Consider the following 21,999-nt stretch of genomic DNA (forward strand, 5'->3'; position numbering starts at 1 on the left):
ATTTCGGTCAATTGGTTCCGGAATGATTTTTAGGTTATCTGGATGAAATATGAAAATTTGCAGAAAATGAAGGCATGTCTGTTGATCTGAAGTCTTAATTGAACGAAGGTATTATTTAGTTGAACGTATTACTTGGAAGAGGAGTGAGTATTATGGCGCAAATTTCAGTTCCCCAACCTAAAACTTTTGGCCCTTTAGGAAACTTACCACAGTTAAATACCGATGAGCCTGTACAATCCCTGGTGAAACTCGCTGAAGAGTATGGACCCATTTTTAGAATGGAGTATCCTGGACGAAGTGAGTTGTATATATCAGGTCACGAACTGGTAGCCGAGGTAAGCGACGAATCCAAATTCGATAAACGTGTATGGGCACCGCTGGAGAAGGTTCGTGCATTTGCCGGGGATGGCCTGTTTACGAGCTGGACACAAGAACCTAATTGGAAAAAAGCTCACAATGTGCTGCTGCCTAGCTTCAGCCAGCGTGCGATGCAGGGGTATCACAATAAAATGATCGATCTCGCTGTACAGCTCGTGCAGAAGTGGTCCAGATTGAACCCGGACGAGACGGTTAACGTACCCGATGATATGACTCGTCTCACCCTGGATACGATTGGACTGTGTGGGTTCAACTATCGATTTAACAGCTTTTATCGGGAAGAGCCCCATCCTTTCATTACCAGCATGGTGCGGGCATTGGACGAATCGATGAGTTCTTTGCAGCGTTTGCGTCTACAAGACAAGCTGATGATCACCAAGAAGAAACAGTTTGAGCAGGATATTCGTTCGATGTTCTCTCTGGTGGATCATATTATTGCGGAGCGCAAGGAGCAGCCCCAGGAAGGGGCAGACGATCTGTTATCCCATATGCTTAGCGGGAAAGACCCGGAAACCGGGGAAACGCTGGACGATGAAAATATCCGTTACCAGATCATCACCTTCCTGATTGCTGGACATGAGACGACGAGTGGCTTGTTGTCCTTTGCCATCTATTATTTAATGAAAAATCCAGATACACTCGCCAAGGCTCAAGCTGAAGCAGATCAGATTCTGAAAGATCCGGTCCCGACATACAATCAGGTTCGCAATCTGAAATATGTTCGCATGGTTTTGAATGAAGCATTGCGGTTGTGGCCTACGGCTCCGGCATTCTCCTTATACGCGAAGAAAGATATCGTTCTGGACGGTAAATATCCTTTGCAAAAAGGGGATAGTGTCAGTGTGCTCATTCCCAAGCTGCACCGGGACCGCGATGCGTGGGGTGACGATGTGGAGGCATTCCGTCCGGAACGGTTTGAAGATCCGAGCAAGGTGCCACATGATGCCTATAAACCTTTTGGTAATGGTCAGCGGGCCTGCATTGGTCAGCAGTTTGCCCTTCAGGAAGCAACACTTGTGCTGGGCATGGTTTTGAAGCATTTTGATTTCATCGATCATGCAGACTATCAGTTGAAAGTGAAAGAAACGCTGACGCTCAAACCCGATAACTTCACGATCCGTGTTCGTGCACGCGGGGGTCAACCAGTCATGGCTGTTCCGGGTGTTGCCGTGGAGGAACCAACTCCGGTGGCCAAACGACAAGAGCCGGATACGGCAAATGCCCATCATACCCCAATGCTCGTCCTGTATGGCTCCAATCTCGGGACCGCGGAAGGCATTGCGCGTGAAATCGCAGATACCGCAAGATACCAAGGTTTCCGCAGCGAGGTTGCTACTCTGGATGATCGTGTTGGCAAACTGCCCAAGGAAGGCGTCGTCATCATTGTGAGTGCATCCTACAATGGTCAGCCACCAAGCAATGCCAAAGACTTCGTCGAGTGGATTGAACATGCGGATGCAGGGGAATTCCAAGGGGTTCGATTCTCTGTTCTCGGATGTGGGGATCACAACTGGGCCAGCACGTACCAGCGTATCCCGCGATTGATTGATGAGCAGTTATCTTCCAAAGGAGCAGAACGGTTATCACCGATCGGAGAAAGTGATGCCAGCGGGGACTTTGAGAAACAGGTTGGAGACTGGACCGAGCAACTATGGCCGGATCTGGCACGAACTCTGGGCCTCAAGTTGAACACTAGCTCAGGTAGTGAGCGCAGCTCCTTGTCTGTACAGTTTGTCAGCGGACTGGCAGTAACGCCGCTCGCGGATACGTATGATGCACATGTTGCTGAACTCCTTGAGAATCGGGAACTTCACGATGCGGGCAGTGAACGAAGCACACGTCATCTGGAGATTAAACTGCCTGAAGGCGCAACGTATAAGGAAGGCGATCACCTGGGCATTTTACCGCAAAACCCGCCTGAGCTCGTAGAACGAGTACTGAAACGATATGGATTCACAGGCACGGAACATCTGGTTCTGGATGCCTCCGGTCGCAGCGCCGCTCATCTGCCATTGCACCAACCGGTTAATTTGGTCGATCTGCTCAGTCACAGTGTGGAACTTCAGGAAGCGGCAACTCGGGCCCAACTGAGGGAACTCGCGGCGTACACGGTATGTCCACCGCATAAGAAGGAGCTCGAAGCACTTCTTGATGAGTCTGTATACATGGAAGAAGTACGTAAGAAACGGATATCCATGCTGGATTATTTGGTAAAATACGAAGCATGTGAACTGCCTTTTGAACGGTTTTTGGAACTGCTGCCTTCCCTGAAAGCCCGATATTATTCAATCTCCAGTTCACCACGAGTGCAGCCTGAGCAGGCCAGCATAACCGTCAGCGTAGTTCGTGCTCCGGCGTGGAGCGGTCAGGGAGAATATAAAGGCATAGCGTCCAACTATTTGGCGAACCTGAAGCCGGGTGAAGAGGTAGTCATGTTCATACGCACGCCCGAGTCCGGGTTCGAACTGCCGGAAAATGCAGAGGCCCCAATCATTATGGTTGGTCCGGGGACGGGTGTGGCTCCATTCCGCGGTTTCCTGCAGGCAAGACGTGTATTGAAGGAACAAGGTCAGCAGGTGGGTGAGGCCCATCTGTATTTTGGATGTCGCAACCCTGAACATGACTATTTGTATAAAAATGAACTCGAAACAGCCGAGCAAGAGGGTCTTGTCCAGCTTCATACCGCATTCTCCCGTGTGGACGGGGAAGAGAAATGTTACGTGCAGCATCTAATGAGAGATGATGCCCACAAGCTGATTCCGCTGCTCGAACAGGGTGGACATCTGTATGTTTGCGGCGATGGCAGCAAGATGGCACCTGATGTTGAAGCAACACTCAAGAAAGCGTACGCTGATGTCAGCGGCAACTCCACGGAGCAAGCCGATGCGTGGTTAGAACGTTTGCAGCAGGAAGGTCGTTATGCCAAAGATGTGTGGACAGGTATCTGAGTGATACGTTCCTGATTTCAATCATTGATAGGCATCTACGCGGTGAGACACAGAAGGGTCCTGTGCTCACCGCTTTTTGCTATGGCACAATATCCGAGCAGACTAATGCACCTATGAGTTATACTAGGGAAGAGAAATATGCATATCATGACATGGGATAGATCCAGGGTATGGATCGTTCTTCTAATCAAGATTGCAAGTACAGACAGATATGAATTCAGCGAAGTCTGGCCTCATTATTTCTTCTTTTTATTCGTTGGGCGATAGATCGATTCGACCTGAGTTAGCGGAAAGAGAATACGTGAGGAGAATTTACCCTTTCCCTGCAGCTCAATGTAATCCAGTCCAACACCAACAAGTCGGATATTGTTAAATGCATTCCGGGATGGAAATACCGTGCGGATGCCTACCCGTATGCCTCGCCGTGCTCGTGGTACATCAAATACACGAATGGAAAACAAGCTGAGTGGAATAAATAACTGCCGATTGACTTTGATGAAATTGCGCGGATATACTTTTCTAATTATTCCAGGTTCCAGACCGGACAATGGAGCATTCAGTTCTGCCAGATGTCCCTGGAACTCGGCCAGACGCTGCTGAAGTGTTTTTCCTGTATGAAGTTGGTGCCAATTCATAAGCAATCCTCCGTTCGCCATTTATACCTACTATATGAATGGACGAGGGCAAGAGGTGAGCGAAATGGCGCCCATGTTACTCATGATAAGGTACAACTTAAGATATAGGGAGTGATTCAGATGGACGTGGAAATGTATAAAGACCTCATTCGCGATGAACGTGGCAACTATTATATCGCGGTACAGATGGAGGGTAATGAACTTACGCTTGTTAACGCATTTGTTGAAGCATCGTTTACACCGGAACTGATCTATAATGAAGAATTTCGGAATAAACATAAAGAGATGGAAGGCGGCTTTGTAGGCAAAATCGCAATGGACCTCCTCCGACATGATGTGGTCATGGGTTTGAAACAAATGGACAGAAAGCTGCTGGAGCTGTCGGATGTTGAACAGAAGTACACGGTGAACTATATAGATACGATTGAGTTCTATCGCCACCCTGCGTGGGAGCGGAAAGCATAAACGGAAAATTTATTTTCGTGGATAGTTCATCAGGATATCAAATCGGAAAAGCGCAAGTACAGGGGAGCTACCCTTGCCACTTGCGCTTTTGGTGTTGCAACTATTCATCGGGAATGGCTTTGTTAATGTTTCTGTGGAGAGCACACTACTTACTTCAACGCACTAGCAATAAGAAGGAAAGATGATGCCGATATCCCGTTCTGTTTTCAAGTTTCCCTCAATATATCGCTGGAGTTCATTTCCTTTGATTCGAAACGGAATGCATTTTCCTCGATAGATCAGTTCACCTTCAATCGTGCGCACGCTCATACCGATGACACCTTCCAAATGTCCACTACGATCCGTAATGAATCGAATTCCTGCTGGCCCTTCCATAAGAGCCTTACCATCCTGATATACCGTTACTCGTTCTGGTGTGTTCACCAATTCAAAATGCAGTCCATTCACCGTGCGGCTATACGCTGTATGACCAGCGACTTCTTCGCCATGATCCATGTCGATGGGGAGAAGACCGGTAAACCACAGTTGGTCCGATCCAACCGGCATAATGCCGCATAACCGTTCCACATAATCAAGCAGGCAAAGAATGGAGGGGGAGTAGGTTTCGGTAAAACCCTCCTCCCCGGTCCATGGGCTTAAAGCCTGCGCAAAGCGAGTTGCTTTGGAGAGGGACGACAGGATGGGTTGCAGCACCCAGGTCAATTCCACATAGCGATGGTGATATTCAAATGCATGGGGTGAACGGATCAGACTCAGGAAGTTGGATGCTCCACCCCAGCTGTTATAAGAGGAGAACGGATCGAACCGTGGATCATCCATCGACATGGAGGTAAACGGGTATTTGGCAAAAAACTTGCTTGTGTTCAGCAAATACCGGCGCAGCATGTTATCAAATAATTCACGGTCGCCCACCTCGCAGGCCATCACACGCAGCAGCACATCGGACTGTACTCTGACCCATTCGTCATTGCGATCCCGGTCGTAGAAGAACATATCCTCTTCGTCGTAACAGTAGCGGAAGAGACTTTCGAGACTGGCTTCAGCTTTTTCTTTCCATTCACCACCAGACTCTCCAAGTTCCTCAGCCATTCGGGATAAATACATGCGCTGACAATATATATTGGCGGTCAAGTCTGGTGCCAAAAAAGGCAGGACTGGAGAGTCCGGATGGTAGGACGCAGCATCATTCATATATGGTGTATCCGGAACGTGCCAGAACCGCGGGGACAGATCATGCCCGGTATCAAAGGTGCTAAATGCCTCCACACAGCCGGTCCCTCGGGTATCGCGATACGTTGCAATCCATTCGTCGTATTGTACCATGGCCTTGTACATGGTCTTCAGGAAGGATCGGTTCTTTCCATGAAGCTGGTAGTGGTTCCATACGCTTCGCGCCAAGGGTGTAACGAGCTGAATCTGGCGAAAGGATGGGCCGTTCTCCGTTAGCTTATAAGGCAGCAATCCGTCTTCTCTTTGGTGTCGGGCAAAAGCAAGATAGGTCGTTTCCGATACAGAAGGAATCAGACGTGACAGCAGCTCCGCATTAATGGTGCCCGTACTCTCCAGCCAGCAACCCAGATAGATGCCACCTTCCTGAAGAATTGGCTCACTGCCGTTCAAGGGCACAATGCAAGTCAGTAACTTCTCCAAAGCGGAATAATAAGTCGCTTCCAATCGTCCGCCGGATGCCGCGAATCGAACACCCGACGCCTGCCATTCCTGTATTAACTTTTGATCTTCCGGTTTACCTGGCTGCACATGATCGTGGATCGAGATCTGCCGCAGCTTGTTTAGCAGGGCTTCTGTCATGTTGACCTCCTTGAAGCGGTTAATTACTGATTGGATTCAAAAATTCTTACGGTGCCATTATAAAAGTCAGTCACGGCTTGCTCCACACTTTTTCGGCCGAAGCCGATTTCCTGGTTGGTTGTCTGGGCCAGCTTGGAGAATTCAGCGAATCCCGGAGGATTATAACTCACGTCAAAAGGCTCCGTTTTCGTAGCTTCAGATACAAAGCTGGTGTAATTATATACAATCTCTTCAACAGGTCCCGCTTCTTGCTGAAGCAGATTGCGGTTGGCTTCCGTAACGGGCACGCCGCGGTCGTTGCCGAGAATTTTGGCTGCGTCCGGATCATTAATCCAGAAATCCATCAGGATGGCGACTTCTTTTGCATGTTTGGTATTTGCATAACCGGACAACCCCTGACTGGATTCAAATACAACCCCAGTTCCTTTTGGCCCCCGTGGTACAGGCAAAAGAATTAACTTATCTTCCGTGAGGCTCTGGAAAGCAGCCAGTTGATTCGAAGGAAGCAGGCTCATCGCCGCCTTGCCCGTAATAAGCAAGGATTTACTCGTATCATCCGGTGGATTGGAAACCTGCAATTCAGACGTGACCACACCTCCGGATTTGGAAGCCTGCTCCCAGTAAATGAACCATTCCAAAATGTCTTCTTTTGCAAATCCGAGCGTGCCGTTCTTCATATCATATAGCTGTTTGCCGCGTTGTTTCAAAAAGATGTCCATACCATCAACCGTGAAATTATAGGTTCCATAAAAGCCCTTGCCGAGCTTGTCGGACAGCTCCTTGCTGATTGCAGCATAATCTTCCCAAGTCCAATCCGAAGCTGGCAAAGGGATTCCCGCTTGATCGAACAGCGCCTGATTGACGACAATGCCCCGTGCATTCGCACCCGCGGAAATATGCTGCAACTTCCCATCAAGACGCCCGTAGTCAACCATGCTGGCATCCATGCCATCCAGATTCAGTTCACTACCGACATAAGGGTCCAGGTTCAAAAGCACATCCTTCTTGGCATAGTCAACCACATTACCTCCAAGGAAGAAAATATCCGGTGCTGTGCCTGATGCCAACTGAGTATTCAACTTGTCGAAATATCCGGAGGAAGGCGCAAATTCACCTACAATTTTAATATTCGGATGTTTCTCCTGAAAAACCTTCAGGGCTTCATTCGTAATATCTGCCCGTTTTTGATCGCCCCACCACATCATGCGCAATTCGACTTGCCCGTCTTCAGCTGTCTTCGTTTCTGTCTGCTCATCAGCGCCGGTATGATCCGTTCCAGAGCAGGCAGTTACCAATAACAGGAGCGAAGCTATAACAGTGATCATTAATCGTTTGAACATGAGAAATCCCCCTGACGATGGATAATGAAAAACATAATATCTGTTGTACACGTATTGCGTCTGGACAGGTATTTTCGTAATTTCGTAATCACTTCAGCCCAGTCGTTGCAATCCCCTCTAGAAAATAACGCTGAAATACCAGAAAGATAATGGTCACAGGCAGCAGAGACAGCGTGGACATGGCGAGCAGTGCGCCCCAATCCGATTGTCCCGATGGATCGAATAACGACCGAATCCCAAGCTGTACGGTAAACAGATCAATTTTGCTCAGGTAGATCATCTGACTAAAGAAATCATCCCAGCTCCAGATGAAGGTGAAGATCGCTGTTGTGATCAGGGCAGGAACGAGAAGCGGCACCACGATTCTGAAAAAAATCTGCGATTGCCCGCAACCATCAATAGTTGCACTCTCATCCAGCTCCCGTGGGATACCACGGATGAATTGAACCATGAGCAGAATGAAGAAGGAATCCTGTGCCAGCCACTTGGGCAGAATGAGCGGGAAATACGTATTAATCCAATGCAGCTCGTTATACAGAATGTACTGAGGTACCAGGGTTACATGGTAAGGAAGCATGATTGTGACCAGCATAATGCTGAACCACAGGCCTTTGAACTTGAACTTCAATCTGGAAAAGGCGTAGGCTGCAAGGGAACAAGAAATCACATTTCCCAGCACACTCATGACCGAGATCAGCGCCGAGTTGCCGAAGAAACGGCCAAACGACACCCCTTGCAATCCTTTCCAGCCATTCACAAAATGATCGAGAGTAAAGCTGGTTGGAATCAGGCTGCTACTCGTGAAGATGAGATGATTCGGTTTAAATGAACTGAGAATTAACCATAACACCGGATACAACATCAGCAGACCGAAGAGGATAATGGCGGCATGCCTCCCGGCTTGAACCAAACGTCGCTTTAGTGGCATGTGACTATCTCCCTTCCTGATTATCGCCATAGAACACCCAGAACTTCGAGGTGAGAAAGACGATTGCGGTGAATACCCCGATAATGACCAGCATGATCCACGCCAGGGCCGAAGCATAACCCATATCAAAGAACGAGAAGCCTTTCAGATACAGGTACAAGGTATAGAACATTGTGGCGTCGAGCGGGCCTCCGCGTCCATCCCCGATCACATAAGCGGGTGTAAAGGCTTGAAACGAATGGATCATGCTCATGATCAGGTTGAAAAAAATAACAGGCGAGAGCATCGGAAGTGTGATGCCGAAGAATTGGCGTACCTTTCCGGCCCCGTCGACGTCCGAAGCTTCATATAAATCGGCTGGAATTTGCTTTAGGCCAGCCAGGAAAATAACCATGGCCGAACCGAACTGCCATACAGAGAGTGTGACGATCGTATAGACCACATAATCGGGATGGGCAATCCAGGCGGGTCCGGTGATTCCGAACCAACTCAGAAACTGATTGACCAAACCATTTCCTTCGAAAATCTGACGCCAGACGATCGCAATAGCGACGCTGCCTCCCAATAGGGAAGGGATGTAATACACGGTTCGGTATAAGCCGAGACCCCGAATCCCTTTGTTCAGTGCCATCGCTACAAGCAGGGCGAAGGCAAGCCTTAGTGGAACGGATAGAAATACATAATAAAACGTTAGCCCCAAAGATCTGCGAAAGGTATCGTCTTCGGTAAAAATCTGGACATAGTTGCTGAGCCCCGTCCACGTGGGTGATGATAACAAATTAAATTTCGTCATGGACAGGTAGAGCGACGCAACCATCGGTCCGAGTGTCAGACAGAAAAGTCCGATGAGCCAGGGCAGCAGAAACAAATAGGCAGTCATATTCTGCTGGCCGTATAACGGCTTGGACAGCTTTCTCATCATAGGCCTCCCTTCAGGGTTGGATGTGAATTCGTGATCACCGCTGTTGAATCCGCTTACAATGTTTGCAGTGATTCTCTTGGTAAATTCATCATACCGGGGAGGAGGAGAAGCCGGAATCTCATTTCTTCGGATCATGATTATCAATTTTTTCGGAGTGCATCAAACGATAATCTGAAGGACTTATGTTGAACTTTTTTTTGAATTTTGAACTGAAATAGCTTGGAGAACGGAAGCCTGTCAGCTCTGTAACATCCCAGACGGTTAGTTGGGTTTCCCTCAGTAAACGTATGGCATGTTTCATTCGCACCTCGGTTACATATTGAATAAAAGAGATGCCGGCAGCTTCTTTGAATATCTCTGAAAAATAGGTAGAGTTGTAGTTATATTGCTCAGCTAACGAAGTTAATGTCAGTTCCAGCATGTAATTTTCCTCGATATATCGTTTGGCCGATTCAATGACCGTATCTTCTCCAACCTCGGATGGCTGCTGTTGATTCACAAAATCTTCCGCCCAATGCATCAGCAGCAGTTCTGCCTGGTCTGGAGTTTTTAGCCAAAGCACCCATTCCGGGGAAATCCACGAGGATTCCTGTTCGAACAATAATGAAATTTGAAAAAGGCTTCGGATCATATGGGAAGTGGATATCCGAAATGAGTCAGCAAGCTCCTTTCGAATCACGCTGCGGAAGGTATCCAGCTCTCCACGAATGAGGCAACGATGCAGCATGCGACTGGTTTCCTCAGGAAGTAATGGACTATGATCTACTTCGGGTACACGGTCCTGTGCACCTTTGCGTCCAGCAGAGTTCCATGCCAATAGGGAATGAATATAGCCTTCTTTCCAGCGCTCAAACCCAGACACGGACAATCCCAATCCAACTTGTACATCCATCGTTAAGACAGAGCGGGTCTGTGCTGTGATCTGCTGAGCAAATTCGTGCTGAATACCTTCCAATGTAATGAAATGCATAATACCGGGGTGGGCTCCGTCATGGAACACTTGTACATTATCTGGATAAGACTGGGCTATTTCGTGACAAAGCAGCTCAAAGGGAAGGTGAAGCGTTTCGGGAATACGTTCCCCTGAGGCAGTCTGCATACCGGAGTTTCGCATGCCAGCGGTGATGAAACAGACGCTGTGATCCTGCCAGGATTCCAGATGAAACAGCCGCATCCGCTCTGGCAGTGAAGAAGGTGAGAGGCGATGACCCCTAACAAGATCAAGCAGGAAACGTTGCTTCATTTCTTTGTAATACTGGGAGAGACGCCATTGCATCATTTCGGAATCGCCATGCAGCTGTTTCTTTTTATCCAACTCATCTTTGATTTTATTTAAAGTGGTTTTCAGTTCATCCCGGGTTACAGGCTTCAGCAAATAGTCCATGGCCTGGCTGCGCACACCTGCTCTGGCATAGTGGAAATCTTCATATCCAGTGATGATCATAATTTGAATGGAAGGATTAAGGCTTCGGCAAACGTCCAGTAATTGGACGCCATCCATGACAGGCATGTTCATGTCTGTAATTAACAAGTTAAAATGTTCAGCTTTCAGAAGCTCTTCCGCTTCGATGCCGTTTGCCGCTTCACCTGAAATGACAAAACCCAAGTCTTGCCAGTTCACTTTCAATTTTAGTCCTTCGCGAACCTCGATCTCGTCATCTGCGATCAATACGTTGTACATCATATTCCTCCTGTGAGGGTAGAATCAGTTCAATAGACGTGCCGTTATGCTCTCCGTTCTCGATCTGAATGTTAAACAGACTTCCGTAATGCAAGCGGCAGCGTGCAACTACATTACCGAGCCCAATGTGCCAGCTTTGGCTTCGCAATAGGGGTTCCAGCTGAGATGCTTCAACAGGATCATGAATTTTCTGAATGATTTCGGCTGGAAGCCCGGGCCCATTGTCTGAAATGTTGAAATGCAGGTGGTTATTCCGTCTGGAGATCCGGATGTGTACCTCTGCCGTCGTCTGATGCTGGAAGCTGTATTTGACGGCATTCTCAATAAGCGGCTGAAGAATAAATTTGATGATGACCAGAGAATTCAGCCTGCCTTCCTGTGTCAGAGTAATGTCCAGCTTATGACCGAAACGAGTTTGCAGAATGGAGATATAGTGGCGGATATAAGCCAGTTCCTCTGCAAGCTGTACCCTGTCGTCACTTGTATTGATGGAGAATCGCATCATTTTGCCTAGATCCTCTATGACCCGAACTGTATCATCCGTTCGGCGCTGCATGGCGAGACTGCTCACCAGTTCCAGCGTGTTAAACATAAAATGGGGATTCATCTGCATGAGCAGCGCTTTATACTCAGCTTGCTGGCGGAGCAGCTTCAGCTCGAATTCGTTCTGGATGTGCTGTCGCAATCGGCTGATCATGTAGCGGAAAGTGGAGATGACATAACTGACTTCGCTTTTTACATTTTTGTCCGGAGGCAGAAGGGACTCTGCTTGATCGAATGCGCCGCGCTGTACCTGTCTCATGGCCAATACCAGTCGTGTTAAAGGTTTGGTGACGCCATAAGAGAGCCAGGCAGCGGCAAACAAAGAGACGAGAATGAGAACAATGGTGACCACCAGAATGGTACTCTGAAGTTTGTGAAGAGAAGAGTATAGCTCTTTTTCCGGTGCCAGACCCGCCAGCATCCAACCCGTACGCCCCAGCTTTTTGTATACCAGAATGTCACGCTGTCCTTCATCATTGTTCAGGTACACCACACCCGATTTGAGCGAGTTGTTCCGAATCTGATCGATTTCTGCTAAAGCTTCGGCACCAAGCTGATTGGCCTGTTGGGAAAGAATAGGGCTTCCTTGTTCGCCCAGCAGAAAAATAGTGCTGCTTTCGGCCAGATGGATTCGGTTAAGCGGTTCCAGAAAGTAAGATTCGTTGACGTTAATTTTCATCACATTTTGGGCTGTAGCATGGTGAAAGGTCCCAATGGGCATCAGCAGGCTAATTACAGGGTTGCCGTGATCTCTTATGTTTTCATGTTGATCGGTATGTGCAGGCAGCCAGTGATTCCCTGAGATAAAAAGAAATTTTTGTACCATAATTCTTGCAAGAAGAGAGGGTCGGTCGTTACTTGATTTTCACTGCCAATCCTCAGCCCGTTTCGTCGATAGATGGATACATCGGAGATACTGGTGTAGCTGTTCGTAGCCTGGGTCAGAAAACGGCTCATCGCCAGATTGACAAGCATCTTTTCCCCTTCAGGAAGGTTGGGGTCACTCATCGCGTTATCCCAGTTCTTGGCGGTATCGCTGTTGAAAACAAGAGAGGCTGCATCATAGATTTGCATCTGAACCATATCGACATAGGAGCCGTATTCCTCCATCTTCTCAAGAGCAGAGGATTCAATGTAAGAGCGAATCACAGTACGTGATTCCTTAAAGAGTAGGAAGGAGAGTGTACCAAAACAGAGAACGAAGAGCACAACGATAAAGGCGATCAGGCGGCTTTTTAATGAGAAAAACATGGATTCCTCCTTAAGCGAATAGACTTCAAGACCATCGTCAAAATGGGAAAAAGACTGCGTATTATACGCAGTCTTTGAATTAAATGGGGTTGGAGCGGCCTTGCGTTCCTAGAAACGTACCAGATTGTTGATGCGAACAGGTAAACCAGTTGCGATAGCGCGATTGGCTGCAATTCCGGTGAGGATGGATCTTGCTCCGTCGAATTGGTTGGCAGCGCGGTGGTAGGGATCTTCCGCTGGCTCTCCAAACAGATCATTCAGAAGTACAGGGTCACCTCCGCCATGGCCGCCTTCTTTTTCCTCGACCTGAACCTCGTATGGGGCATCAAACATGGGAAGGACACGCAGTGTTTTGCCAATCAATGCACCTTCAAGATTTTTGTCACCCAGCGAGTTAACATAGGATTGTTCAACAATATTCATTTCGATCCGGCCTTTGGTGCCATTAATGGCAATGCGGTAGCCTTCCCACGGCTGATATGCAACCAGTGAATAGGTCAAAATGGCTTTGTTCTGATACTGGACAAGAACGCCCATCGTATCCTCGATGTTGATGCCATCTCCAAATACGCTTTGATCCCGCTGGTAGCCGTCTTCCGGTTCAGCATCCAGATACATGGCTTTGAGATGTGCATCCGAATCCAGGTGCAGGGCAAAAGGATCTTCTTGCGCAATCGGGTTGCCTGTTGCACGAGTGTAAAACTGGGTCACGCCTCGTTCCTCTGCGTTCTCTCTACCATAATACATGAGATCGCCGAATGCGAAGACGGTCTCAGGCTGCGAACCGATCCAGAAATTGACCAAGTCGAAGTGATGCGTGGATTTGTGAACGAGCAGTCCGCCACTATTACGCTTGTCCCGGTGCCAACGGCGGAAGTAATCTGCGCCATGGCGCGTATTCAGCAGCCATTCGAAGTGGACCGAAGTCACTTTTCCGATTGTGTCATTCTGAATCAGTTCCCGTATCTTGGTATGGTGCGGCGCATAGCGGTAGTTAAAGGTGACGCGTATATTTTGTCCGGTCCGCTTGACGGCATCAAGAATATCCTGACATTTGTGTTCATCGATGGTCATGGGCTTCTCGGTCACAACATCACAGCCAAGCTCCATTGCCCGAATGATGTATTTGTGGTGGGTGCGGTCGATACTGGTTACAATGACGAAGTCCGGCTTCTCGTTCTCAATCATCTGATCGAACTGATCTGCAGGATAGGTTGGCACCTCATTGTATTTATATTTTTCCCTCAGCAACTGATTGGCGTAATTCATGCGTATCTGGTTAATATCGCAAAAAGCTGCAAGTTCGGATGTTTCCCTGAAATTTTGGGCTAATGCTCCATAGAAGAATTCAGCACGGCCGCCTGTTCCGACCAATACATAGCGTTTTTTGTTACTCATGTCTATCGCCTCCTTGAATATAGCTCTAGACTATAACAAGGAAGCACTTCTTTCGCCGCTTTTTGTGCGTAATCGCTTTCAAATGCCGCTTATTTTGCTATAATTCAACTAAAGGGGGCAGCTGCATGATACAGACATTTCGAGCGGATTACCATGATCCCACCGGATATTTGAATATCGAATATGATCGTCGCATTGGATATTTTTCCATGACGGATGACCATCTGCATGACCATTATGAGCTGTACTACCTGCTATCGGGTGAGCGCATATACTTCATCAAGGATCGAACTTACCGGGTCCAAGCCGGAGATTTCGTATTCATTAACCGGAATACCGTTCATAAAACGATGGAGAGTGGAAGGCCAGACCATGATCGAATTGTTCTGTATATCAAGCCAGAGCTGTTCACCGAATTGGCCATTTTACCTGAGCTGGCAGAGGGGCTGAAGGAGCCATTCGGCTGGAATATTCCCATTCTGAGGCTTCCTTCACAGGTAAGTGAAACAGCGGAGCGAATGGTCAGTGAAATGATTGATGAGATGGTCCATACCAGAGCTGGAAGCAGTCTGCTGCTTCGTCACCGATCCGTTGAACTGCTGTTGTTTGCTTACCGTAACAAACATTTGAGCACCGTGCACTCGGCCGACAGTGAGCCGGTTCTGCATCCCAAGGCACAGGCAGTGGTGCGTTATCTCAACGATAACTATCAGCAGGATTTAGCGCTGCCGGAGGTTGCTGCATTATTTCGAATTAGTCCCCATTATCTCAGCCGTTTGTTCAAACAGACCACAGGTTTCACGTTCAGCGATTATCTCAATTTGCTTCGTGTGAAGGAGGCGCAGCGCTTGCTGCGTGAAAGCGAGGATTCCATAACGGAGATCGCTCTGCGAGCGGGATTCAGCAATTTTTCACATTTCGGGAAGATGTTCAAGCGAACGGTTCAGGTGTCACCAAGGACATATCGTCAGGAGTATAGAGAAGCTGGTTCGATGAGAGTGCTGAAATAGGGTGGACTGCGATATAGATACAGTATAGATACGAAAAGGTTGATTTAATGAATAGAAGAAGGACCTGACAGGCCCTGTGGAACAGGGATATGCTCAAGTCCTTTAGGAGAATTTAATTATTGGCTATTGCACTTTGATTATTAGCCGAAGAAGCGACGCCCAGATCGGTACCATGCACCCAGGCGAACTTTGGCCCTCCGGCTGTGGCTCTGCGATTTGTATAAATCATCCACCAGGTTCGCTCGGAACGATTCCACACAACGACCGGATCAGCAGCTCCATCAAAGATGGGATCACGAAACAATGGTGCACTCATGATAATTCCTCCTTATATTCAATTCCATAGATTTTGAGAGTTATTGCTTCTATCTTTCCTTTTAGTGTAACGAAAATATGATAGAATGTGGAAAAATACTGCAAGTAATTCCTGATAAGATGGGAGTAGGAACGATGTATACATATAAGGAAATGACAATTGAGCATTATGATCAGGCCATTATGTTGTGGGAACGAACGCCAGGAATGGGACTTAGTGAAGAAGTTGATTCAAGGAAAGCTATTTCGGCATATTTGCAGCGCAACCCGGGGCTAAGTTATGTATGTCTTGATGAGAATAAGAATCTTATTGGTACTGTATTAAGTGGAAATGACGGCAGAAGAGGATTTATGTACCATGTAGCCGTAGATCCTGCTCATAGGGGGCGCTCCATTGCCAAAACGCTCATTCGGTTTAGTCTGGAGCAATTGAGACATGCCGGCATTATGAAATGTCATTTGATGGTGCTAGATGATAATGAAATCGGTAATCGTTTTTGGGCGAGCCAGGGGTGGCAGCGGAGAGACCATATTTTGTTGTACTCTTCGAGCACCCTGTAATTAATGACTTATAATAGAAGGAAAATATCCCTTCAGCTCATTTTACATCTTGCGGTTCAAGAGCAACCGGCGTATATTGAGATTTAACTAAATTAGGAATAAATTGAAAGATTGATAGCTTGTAAGGACATCTTGTACATAAAGGAGAAGCCGATGATACAGACCAGATTGGACGAATTGGGCATTGTATTGCCCCAAGCAAGTACGCCGGCAGCAAAGTACACCAATGCGGTGATTGTAAATGGAATCATGTATGTGTCCGGTAAAGGGCCGGATACGCAAGAGCGTGGCAAACTGGGGGAGCAGTTTACGACGGAGCAGGGATATGAATTTGCTCGAAATGCTGCCATCGAGGTGTTGGCTGTCGTTCAGGAAGTGCTTGGTTCGCTGGATCGGGTGAAGCGGGTGGTTAAAGTGCAGGGGTTCATCAATGCTACCGCCTCGTACGAGGAGCACCATAAAGTGTTAAACGGGTTCTCGGATCTGATGCTGGATGTGTTCGGAGAACAGGGCGTGCACGCCCGTTCCGTATTGGGTGCTGTATCCGTGAGGGATAACTTGCCACTGATTATTGACTCGATATTCCAGGTAGAGGAGTAGCGTTCATGACCAATTCCTCTTCAATGAATCCGTTAATGCTGTCATTTCCCGAAAGTTTTGATACACCGCGTTTGACTATTCGTGCCCCGAGGTGGGGAGATGGAGCCGCAGTGAATGAGGCAATTCGTGAAAGTGCGGAGCAATTACGTTTGTGGCTGCCTTTTGCCGAGAGCACACCTTCATTGGAGGAATCGGAAGCGAATGCCCGCAAAGCCAGGCTGCAATTTCTGGAGCGTACCGACATGATGCTTCATTTACGTGACAGATTTACGGATGAATTCGTGGGCAGCAGCGGACTGCATCGAATCGACTGGAATGCACGCTGTTTCGAGATCGGTTACTGGATCAGAACTTCTCGTGCCGGTGAGGGTCTCATGACAGAAGCGGTCAGAGGCATTGAGCAGTTCGCAATAACCTATCTGGAGGCGAACCGGCTGGAAATCCGCTGTGATGCCCGCAATGTGCGAAGTGCCAAAGTGGCTGAGCGCGCAGGCTATACGCTTGAAGGTGTATTGCGCAAGATACGGCGTGACAGTACAGGTACGTTAGTAGATATGATGGTGTTTGCCAAGGTAAGAGGCGATGAGTTTTAATAGAATAGTTTGAGCTGAGATAAGGAATGAATCGGAAAATGATTTGAAAGAAAGAAACGGTTCCTGGAAGAACACGTTGTGTTGTTATCCAGGGCCGTTTTTTGGTATGCAAATATTGGAGGTTGGGTGTAATGCTTAATGGACTGCTAAATGACCTGTTGAATGAACTGGAGCAGATAAGAGGAATCTCCTTACCTTATTGGATTGGGAATGTTGACGTATAGCGGTGTCTCGCCACGCTGGTGGAACCGACTGAGCAAATTGGCTTTGGCCGGTAAGGTCTCGGTGGTCAACAGATCACGAATAACGTCGTTGATGTGCGAGGACTCGGCTGTCTTTTTCCGAAGGTCCTCCAATGTATTTCTCACCACCCTCCAGTATGGCTGCTCTAGTTGACCAGTATAGTATGCCAGGCGCTGCACCAAATGACTGAGGTGATTGACAAAGAAATAATATTTCAATCGATGACGTGATTCTTCTTCGGTATATAAGACAGGACTGTTGGCATTGACTACCTGATCGATCCAACCTTGCTGTTCCGCTAAGGCACGATTGACACTGATGCCCTCCAGGTCCCTAACCACAAAAGTGGCAGGCATGCCATCTTCAAGACGCAGCATGGAATTCTGTACATGAGCTTCCAGACTAATGCCTGTCTCGGCATACAGTTCCACAAGTGGAACCATGGACAACTCCAGATATTGACGAAGCCATTCATACCAGTCTGTCTGCACTCTCATATCATTTACACGATCCGGCGACGAAGATGATTGAAGACTTTCCCGGACAGCCCGGAACAACAAAGGTTCAGTTTCTCCGGGAAGCACCTCCATGAGAGAGGCCACAACATAAGGGGCCCCTGTAGCAGAGCTGCAAGACTCTGGTGCTTCGCGCAGGATCATGGAAAAGCCTGAGATCAACGCCTCCTGAGTGAACGAAGGTATCTCCGGTAGCTTCAAGCTACGGTAGCCTTTTTCCAGCAAAATTTGAAATTTCTCTGACGTCCAGTGATCCTGAATCTGTTTTACAATCCTGGATGCATCCAGTGTGCGCAGCAACTGCTCTTCATTGTTCTCGCGAATAAAATTTGTAATTCGAATATGAAGAGACAGCTTGTAGAAACAACCTTCCTTCGGATTCCAGACCGTGCGCACCGATGAGGTAGGATACACGGAAGGCCCGGTAGTGCCCAGATCAATCAAAGTACCTTGCTGCAATAAGGACTTTACAGGTTCAAGTGTCCGCAAATAGGAAGCCTGCCAAGGATGACAAGGGAGCAGGACATAGTGTTTACTTTCCAGAGGGAGGAGCTTCCAAGCAGCCTCGGCCATTTCCGCAGGAACCCAGGGTGCTTCACTGCCATAGTCCACGATATCCAGCCAATCCTCCAACACAAGTTCAGGTGCCACCGCAAAACAGCTGAGAGGGAAGCTAACGCCAAATTCAGGCGAATAGGCACGCGAATCCGAAGAACTGAAGCCCTCCAGACTTTTCGGCGTTGGATGAAATGGATGACCACATAGCAGCGCCTGTTCCAGATAGCGAAAATCCAATGTTACAGGAGACTCTGCATTCAATGCGTGCTCCAGATAAGAGGTCATATGCTCCAAACTGTTGTAAACCATCTGCTCCAGCTCGGCCCGTTTCAACATTCGGGCTTCAGGATTGGGTTCTACAGATGATATTTCATCAAGCAACAGCGTCGTTATTTGTTCAAAAGAAACCTCTCTCCAACCATCGGGCTGTGCCTCGTCTGATTCTGCAATGTGAAACGTGTCGCCATAGACATGATGTCCGGCGGCGGAACGATGAAGCAGATTTCCATATATCTTCTGACCAGTACGCGGAAGCTCAATAACAAGCGAAAGGTCTGGCCGCGTGGCAATTCGAACATAAGGATCATGCTGTTCGGTTTCTCGAAGATAGGCGTTCAATATCCGGCTTAGCATCTCCTGACGGGCAAGTCCACTTGGGGATACTGAAGAGGGATGAACTGTCTGCTGGAATGTGTCGATGGTGACGTTATCCTTGGTCATGATTGATTATCATCCTTTCACAAATTATTGGAGCGGCAGTTGTACGGGAGCTTTTGGCTCATGAACCGCCGGGCGGCGTACAGCAAGCGAAGCGGCGAGCATGACTGTCCCCATGACGAGAAATACAGCTGGAATTCCCCAGACACCTCCGATTAGAACCCCAATGGACGGACCGGCAATCTGACCAGCCATTAACATGCTGTTGGTAGCTCCGATGCGCACGCCCCGATCCTGATCGGTGGAGGATTTCAGCACGTTGAGCATGACCGTCTGCAATAGGGCGCTGTAGAAGAATCCTTGCAGAAAACGTACAACCAGCAGCCAGGCCACCCCGAATGGAAGTGTATGTGCAAGCAGGCACAAGCCGCATAACAAACCAGCCAGCCGGAGATTGCGTTCGGGTAAGTAACGATCGTTTCGCTTGCCCCACCACGATGCGCCAACCAGTTCGCCAACCGATGACATCGCGAGCAGAACTCCGACCGTAAGCGCAGCTGCACCCGAGGAAGGCACGATTTCACGAATAAACGGGGTAAACATCGTAAACGTTGCGAAATCTGCAAGCTTGAAAATGATGCCTGCGATAACGAGTCTTCGGGCAATCGGATGTGTAACTAGAGAAACAAAGGCATGGATAATTCCGCTTTTGTTTCTGTTTTTGCCATGATTGTTCAACAAAGCGACCGAAGGCTGGTGCTGTTCCACAGGAGATACTTGAGTATCGTTCTTGGCCGTACGAGTCCCATGTGTCGTCGCCCCCGTTAATACGATTGCGGCAAGCACAGCAAAGCTCAATGTCAACGAGGCCGTAATGAACAATAGCGGACGACTTCCCCATGTGTTTACACATATGCTTCCAAGCAGTGGTCCAACGAGCAGGCCTGCTGCTGATGCCCGCTCCAACTGTCCGAGCGCAGAGCCCTGCTTTTGGTCAGGGGCATGGGTTCCCACAAACGCACTGCTCGCATCAGATATGCCACCGAAAGCCCCCTGGCAGAGTCGGAACAAAAAGAATTGAAAGGGCGTCTGGGCAATGCCCATCAGAAACATGCTAAGGGCCAGTCCGACCAGCGCTCTGACAACCATCCATTTTCGACTCCAACGATCTCCGATCTTACCCCAAAGAGGGGTCAGAAGTGCGTAGGATAGAGCAGGTGCAGATACGGACAGACCTGTCCACATCAGCACTTCTTCCGGCGTTCCCGCGTTCAGATGCTCCATGTAGTACGGGATAAAAGGGCTGATTCCAGTCAGCCCGGCACTGGAAAGAAAGCGTCCACCCCACAAAATGCGGACGCTCTGTTTCCATGCCATTTGAGACAGCATATGTCTGCTACACCACCTTGATTTTGGCAATTTGAAACCAATTGCTGATCAGATTATCAAGAATGATTCTCAATGTCAATCTTAAATTTTTCAAAAACTTTCCAAAAATTTTAGTGTTGACAGGAAAAAAAAGGATATGCATAATAGGCCCTGTGTCCAATTTTGAAAATGATAATCATTATCAATAAAGTGATTTTGGACAACAATAGGCCCAGAAAGCTGGTGTAAACACATGGAACAAAGTACCTTGCAAATCAAGGATCGATCGTTAAAAGTTGCGGATTCCATTATCGATTGTATCGGTCAAACACCACTGGTTCGCTTGAATTCTCTGTTCGGATCTTCAGGAGCGTCGGTGTATGCCAAGCTGGAAATGATGAACCCCGGCGGCAGCATGAAAGACCGACCTGCACGATACATTATCGAGCAAGGTCTGCGAGACGGAACGATCAAACCGGATACACATCTCATCGAGAGCACTTCAGGAAATCTGGGAATTGGTCTCGCATTAACCGCCAAACGATATGGACTGAAATTCACGTGTGTGGTTGATCCCAAAATCACATCGACGAATCTGAGAATGATAACCTACCTCGGGGCACAGGTTGACATGGTGACTGAACCGGACGAACACGGAAGTTATTTGCAATCCCGCATTCGCAGAGTTAAGGAATTAGCCAGTCAGGACCCCGCAGGTTACTGGATCAACCAGTATGCCAATCCTTTGAACTGGCAAGCTCACTATCATGGTGCAGGTCAGGAGATTGTGGAGCAGATGGATGGGCAGATAGACGTACTGGTGTGTGCAGTGAGTACGACTGGGAGCATTCTGGGCATATCCCGACGTGTGAAAGAGGCAAATCCGCATGCACGGATTGTAGCCGTTGATGCAGTCGGATCGATCATTTTTGGTACACCATCCCGTCAGCGTGAATTGCCGGGTATCGGCGCCAACCGGGTCCCTGAGTTATTCAGCCCGAACGAGATTGACCAAGTTATTCATGTGGATGATCGGGAATCCGTGCTGGGCTGCCAGAAGCTGCTGGAACGGGAAGGCATTTTTGCAGGAGGTTCATCCGGATCACTGGTTGCTGCATTGGAGAAACTGGTTCCAACCCTGCGGCCTTCAGCAAAGGTGGTTACTGTCTTCGCAGATCGTGGAGAACGTTATCTGGACAGTGTGTATGACGAGCAATGGGTTAATCAATTACCGCCAAGCCAAACGATCAAGAGTCTATAAAAATTTATCTCGGAGGAGAG

17 protein-coding genes and 1 pseudogene are annotated in these 21,999 nt (G+C 48.2%); 7 read left to right on the forward strand and 11 right to left on the reverse strand.

Annotation, left to right across the window (positions count from 1 at the left end):
• The first annotated feature begins 152 nt into the window (after positions 1-152).
• Entirely contained in the window at positions 153-3,326 is a 3,174-nt protein-coding gene (locus BMY78_RS08330; RefSeq protein WP_090896604.1) for a bifunctional cytochrome P450/NADPH--P450 reductase, read from the forward strand.
• Positions 3,327-3,562: 236 nt separating this feature from the next.
• Here BMY78_RS08330 and BMY78_RS08335 read toward each other — a convergent pair whose 3' ends face one another.
• Positions 3,563-3,961 carry a hypothetical protein gene (locus BMY78_RS08335; RefSeq protein ID WP_090896607.1) on the reverse strand — a complete coding sequence of 133 codons (399 nt, stop codon included), beginning with the start codon at positions 3,959-3,961 and terminating at the stop codon, positions 3,563-3,565.
• Between the two features lie 120 nt (positions 3,962-4,081).
• On the opposite strand from BMY78_RS08335, the gene BMY78_RS08340 reads away from it, so the two are divergent.
• Complete coding sequence (locus BMY78_RS08340; protein ID WP_076289685.1) at positions 4,082-4,426, forward strand: hypothetical protein; 345 nt, start codon at positions 4,082-4,084, stop codon at positions 4,424-4,426.
• Between the two features lie 162 nt (positions 4,427-4,588).
• Here the strand turns inward: BMY78_RS08340 and BMY78_RS08345 are convergent, their stop codons facing one another.
• From BMY78_RS08345 to BMY78_RS08375, 7 genes and pseudogenes are all read right to left on the reverse strand, one after another.
• Positions 4,589-6,235, reverse strand: a complete 1,647-nt coding sequence (locus BMY78_RS08345) for an MGH1-like glycoside hydrolase domain-containing protein (RefSeq protein WP_090896610.1) — start codon at positions 6,233-6,235, stop codon at positions 4,589-4,591.
• Positions 6,236-6,258: 23 nt separating this feature from the next.
• Positions 6,259-7,575, reverse strand: coding sequence for an ABC transporter substrate-binding protein (locus tag BMY78_RS08350; protein ID WP_090896613.1), 1,317 nt, complete (start codon positions 7,573-7,575; stop codon positions 6,259-6,261).
• 88 nt (positions 7,576-7,663) lie between these two features.
• Entirely contained in the window at positions 7,664-8,503 is an 840-nt protein-coding gene (locus BMY78_RS08355) for a carbohydrate ABC transporter permease (protein WP_090896617.1), read from the reverse strand.
• 4 nt (positions 8,504-8,507) lie between these two features.
• Entirely contained in the window at positions 8,508-9,422 is a 915-nt protein-coding gene (locus BMY78_RS08360) for a carbohydrate ABC transporter permease (protein WP_090896620.1), read from the reverse strand.
• Positions 9,423-9,543: 121 nt separating this feature from the next.
• Positions 9,544-11,109 carry a response regulator gene (locus BMY78_RS08365; protein ID WP_256222003.1) on the reverse strand — a complete coding sequence of 522 codons (1,566 nt, stop codon included), beginning with the start codon at positions 11,107-11,109 and terminating at the stop codon, positions 9,544-9,546.
• Positions 11,081-12,900: pseudogene (locus BMY78_RS08370) on the reverse strand (sensor histidine kinase). Before BMY78_RS08370 ends, BMY78_RS08365 begins: the two are co-directional and overlap by 29 nt.
• A gap of 108 nt (positions 12,901-13,008) precedes the next feature.
• The gene (locus BMY78_RS08375; protein ID WP_090896628.1) at positions 13,009-14,298 is read right to left on the reverse strand and encodes a Gfo/Idh/MocA family oxidoreductase; all 1,290 of its coding nucleotides are present in this window, start codon (positions 14,296-14,298) and stop codon (positions 13,009-13,011) included.
• 125 nt (positions 14,299-14,423) lie between these two features.
• Between BMY78_RS08375 and BMY78_RS08380 the strand changes: the two genes are divergently transcribed.
• The gene (locus BMY78_RS08380; protein WP_090896631.1) at positions 14,424-15,308 is read left to right on the forward strand and encodes an AraC family transcriptional regulator; all 885 of its coding nucleotides are present in this window, start codon (positions 14,424-14,426) and stop codon (positions 15,306-15,308) included.
• Positions 15,309-15,420: 112 nt separating this feature from the next.
• Here the strand turns inward: BMY78_RS08380 and BMY78_RS08385 are convergent, their stop codons facing one another.
• Complete coding sequence (locus BMY78_RS08385) at positions 15,421-15,624, reverse strand: hypothetical protein (RefSeq protein ID WP_256222004.1); 204 nt, start codon at positions 15,622-15,624, stop codon at positions 15,421-15,423.
• Positions 15,625-15,758: 134 nt separating this feature from the next.
• Here BMY78_RS08385 and BMY78_RS08390 point away from each other — a divergent pair, with 134 nt between their 5' ends.
• The 3 genes from BMY78_RS08390 to BMY78_RS08400 all read left to right on the forward strand — a co-directional run bounded on the left by BMY78_RS08390 (position 15,759) and on the right by BMY78_RS08400 (position 17,377).
• Complete coding sequence (locus tag BMY78_RS08390; protein WP_256222005.1) at positions 15,759-16,184, forward strand: GNAT family N-acetyltransferase; 426 nt, start codon at positions 15,759-15,761, stop codon at positions 16,182-16,184.
• Positions 16,185-16,337: 153 nt separating this feature from the next.
• Entirely contained in the window at positions 16,338-16,784 is a 447-nt protein-coding gene (locus tag BMY78_RS08395) for a RidA family protein (RefSeq protein WP_090896634.1), read from the forward strand.
• 5 nt (positions 16,785-16,789) lie between these two features.
• Complete coding sequence (locus BMY78_RS08400) at positions 16,790-17,377, forward strand: GNAT family N-acetyltransferase (protein WP_371129125.1); 588 nt, start codon at positions 16,790-16,792, stop codon at positions 17,375-17,377.
• A 191-nt stretch (positions 17,378-17,568) separates the two neighbouring features.
• On the opposite strand, the gene BMY78_RS08405 is transcribed toward BMY78_RS08400, so the two are convergent.
• Both BMY78_RS08405 and BMY78_RS08410 read right to left on the reverse strand, forming a co-directional pair.
• Positions 17,569-19,413, reverse strand: coding sequence for an IucA/IucC family protein (locus BMY78_RS08405; protein WP_090896637.1), 1,845 nt, complete (start codon positions 19,411-19,413; stop codon positions 17,569-17,571).
• A gap of 24 nt (positions 19,414-19,437) precedes the next feature.
• Positions 19,438-20,739 carry an MFS transporter gene (locus BMY78_RS08410; protein WP_090896640.1) on the reverse strand — a complete coding sequence of 434 codons (1,302 nt, stop codon included), beginning with the start codon at positions 20,737-20,739 and terminating at the stop codon, positions 19,438-19,440.
• Positions 20,740-20,971: 232 nt separating this feature from the next.
• Between BMY78_RS08410 and sbnA the strand changes: the two genes are divergently transcribed.
• Positions 20,972-21,979, forward strand: coding sequence for a 2,3-diaminopropionate biosynthesis protein SbnA (sbnA, locus tag BMY78_RS08415; RefSeq protein ID WP_090896644.1), 1,008 nt, complete (start codon positions 20,972-20,974; stop codon positions 21,977-21,979).
• Positions 21,980-21,999: the final 20 nt, after the last annotated feature.

The sequence above is a fragment of the Paenibacillus sp. OK076 genome (genome assembly GCF_900110055.1).
Classification (GTDB): Bacteria; Bacillota; Bacilli; order Paenibacillales; family Paenibacillaceae; genus Paenibacillus.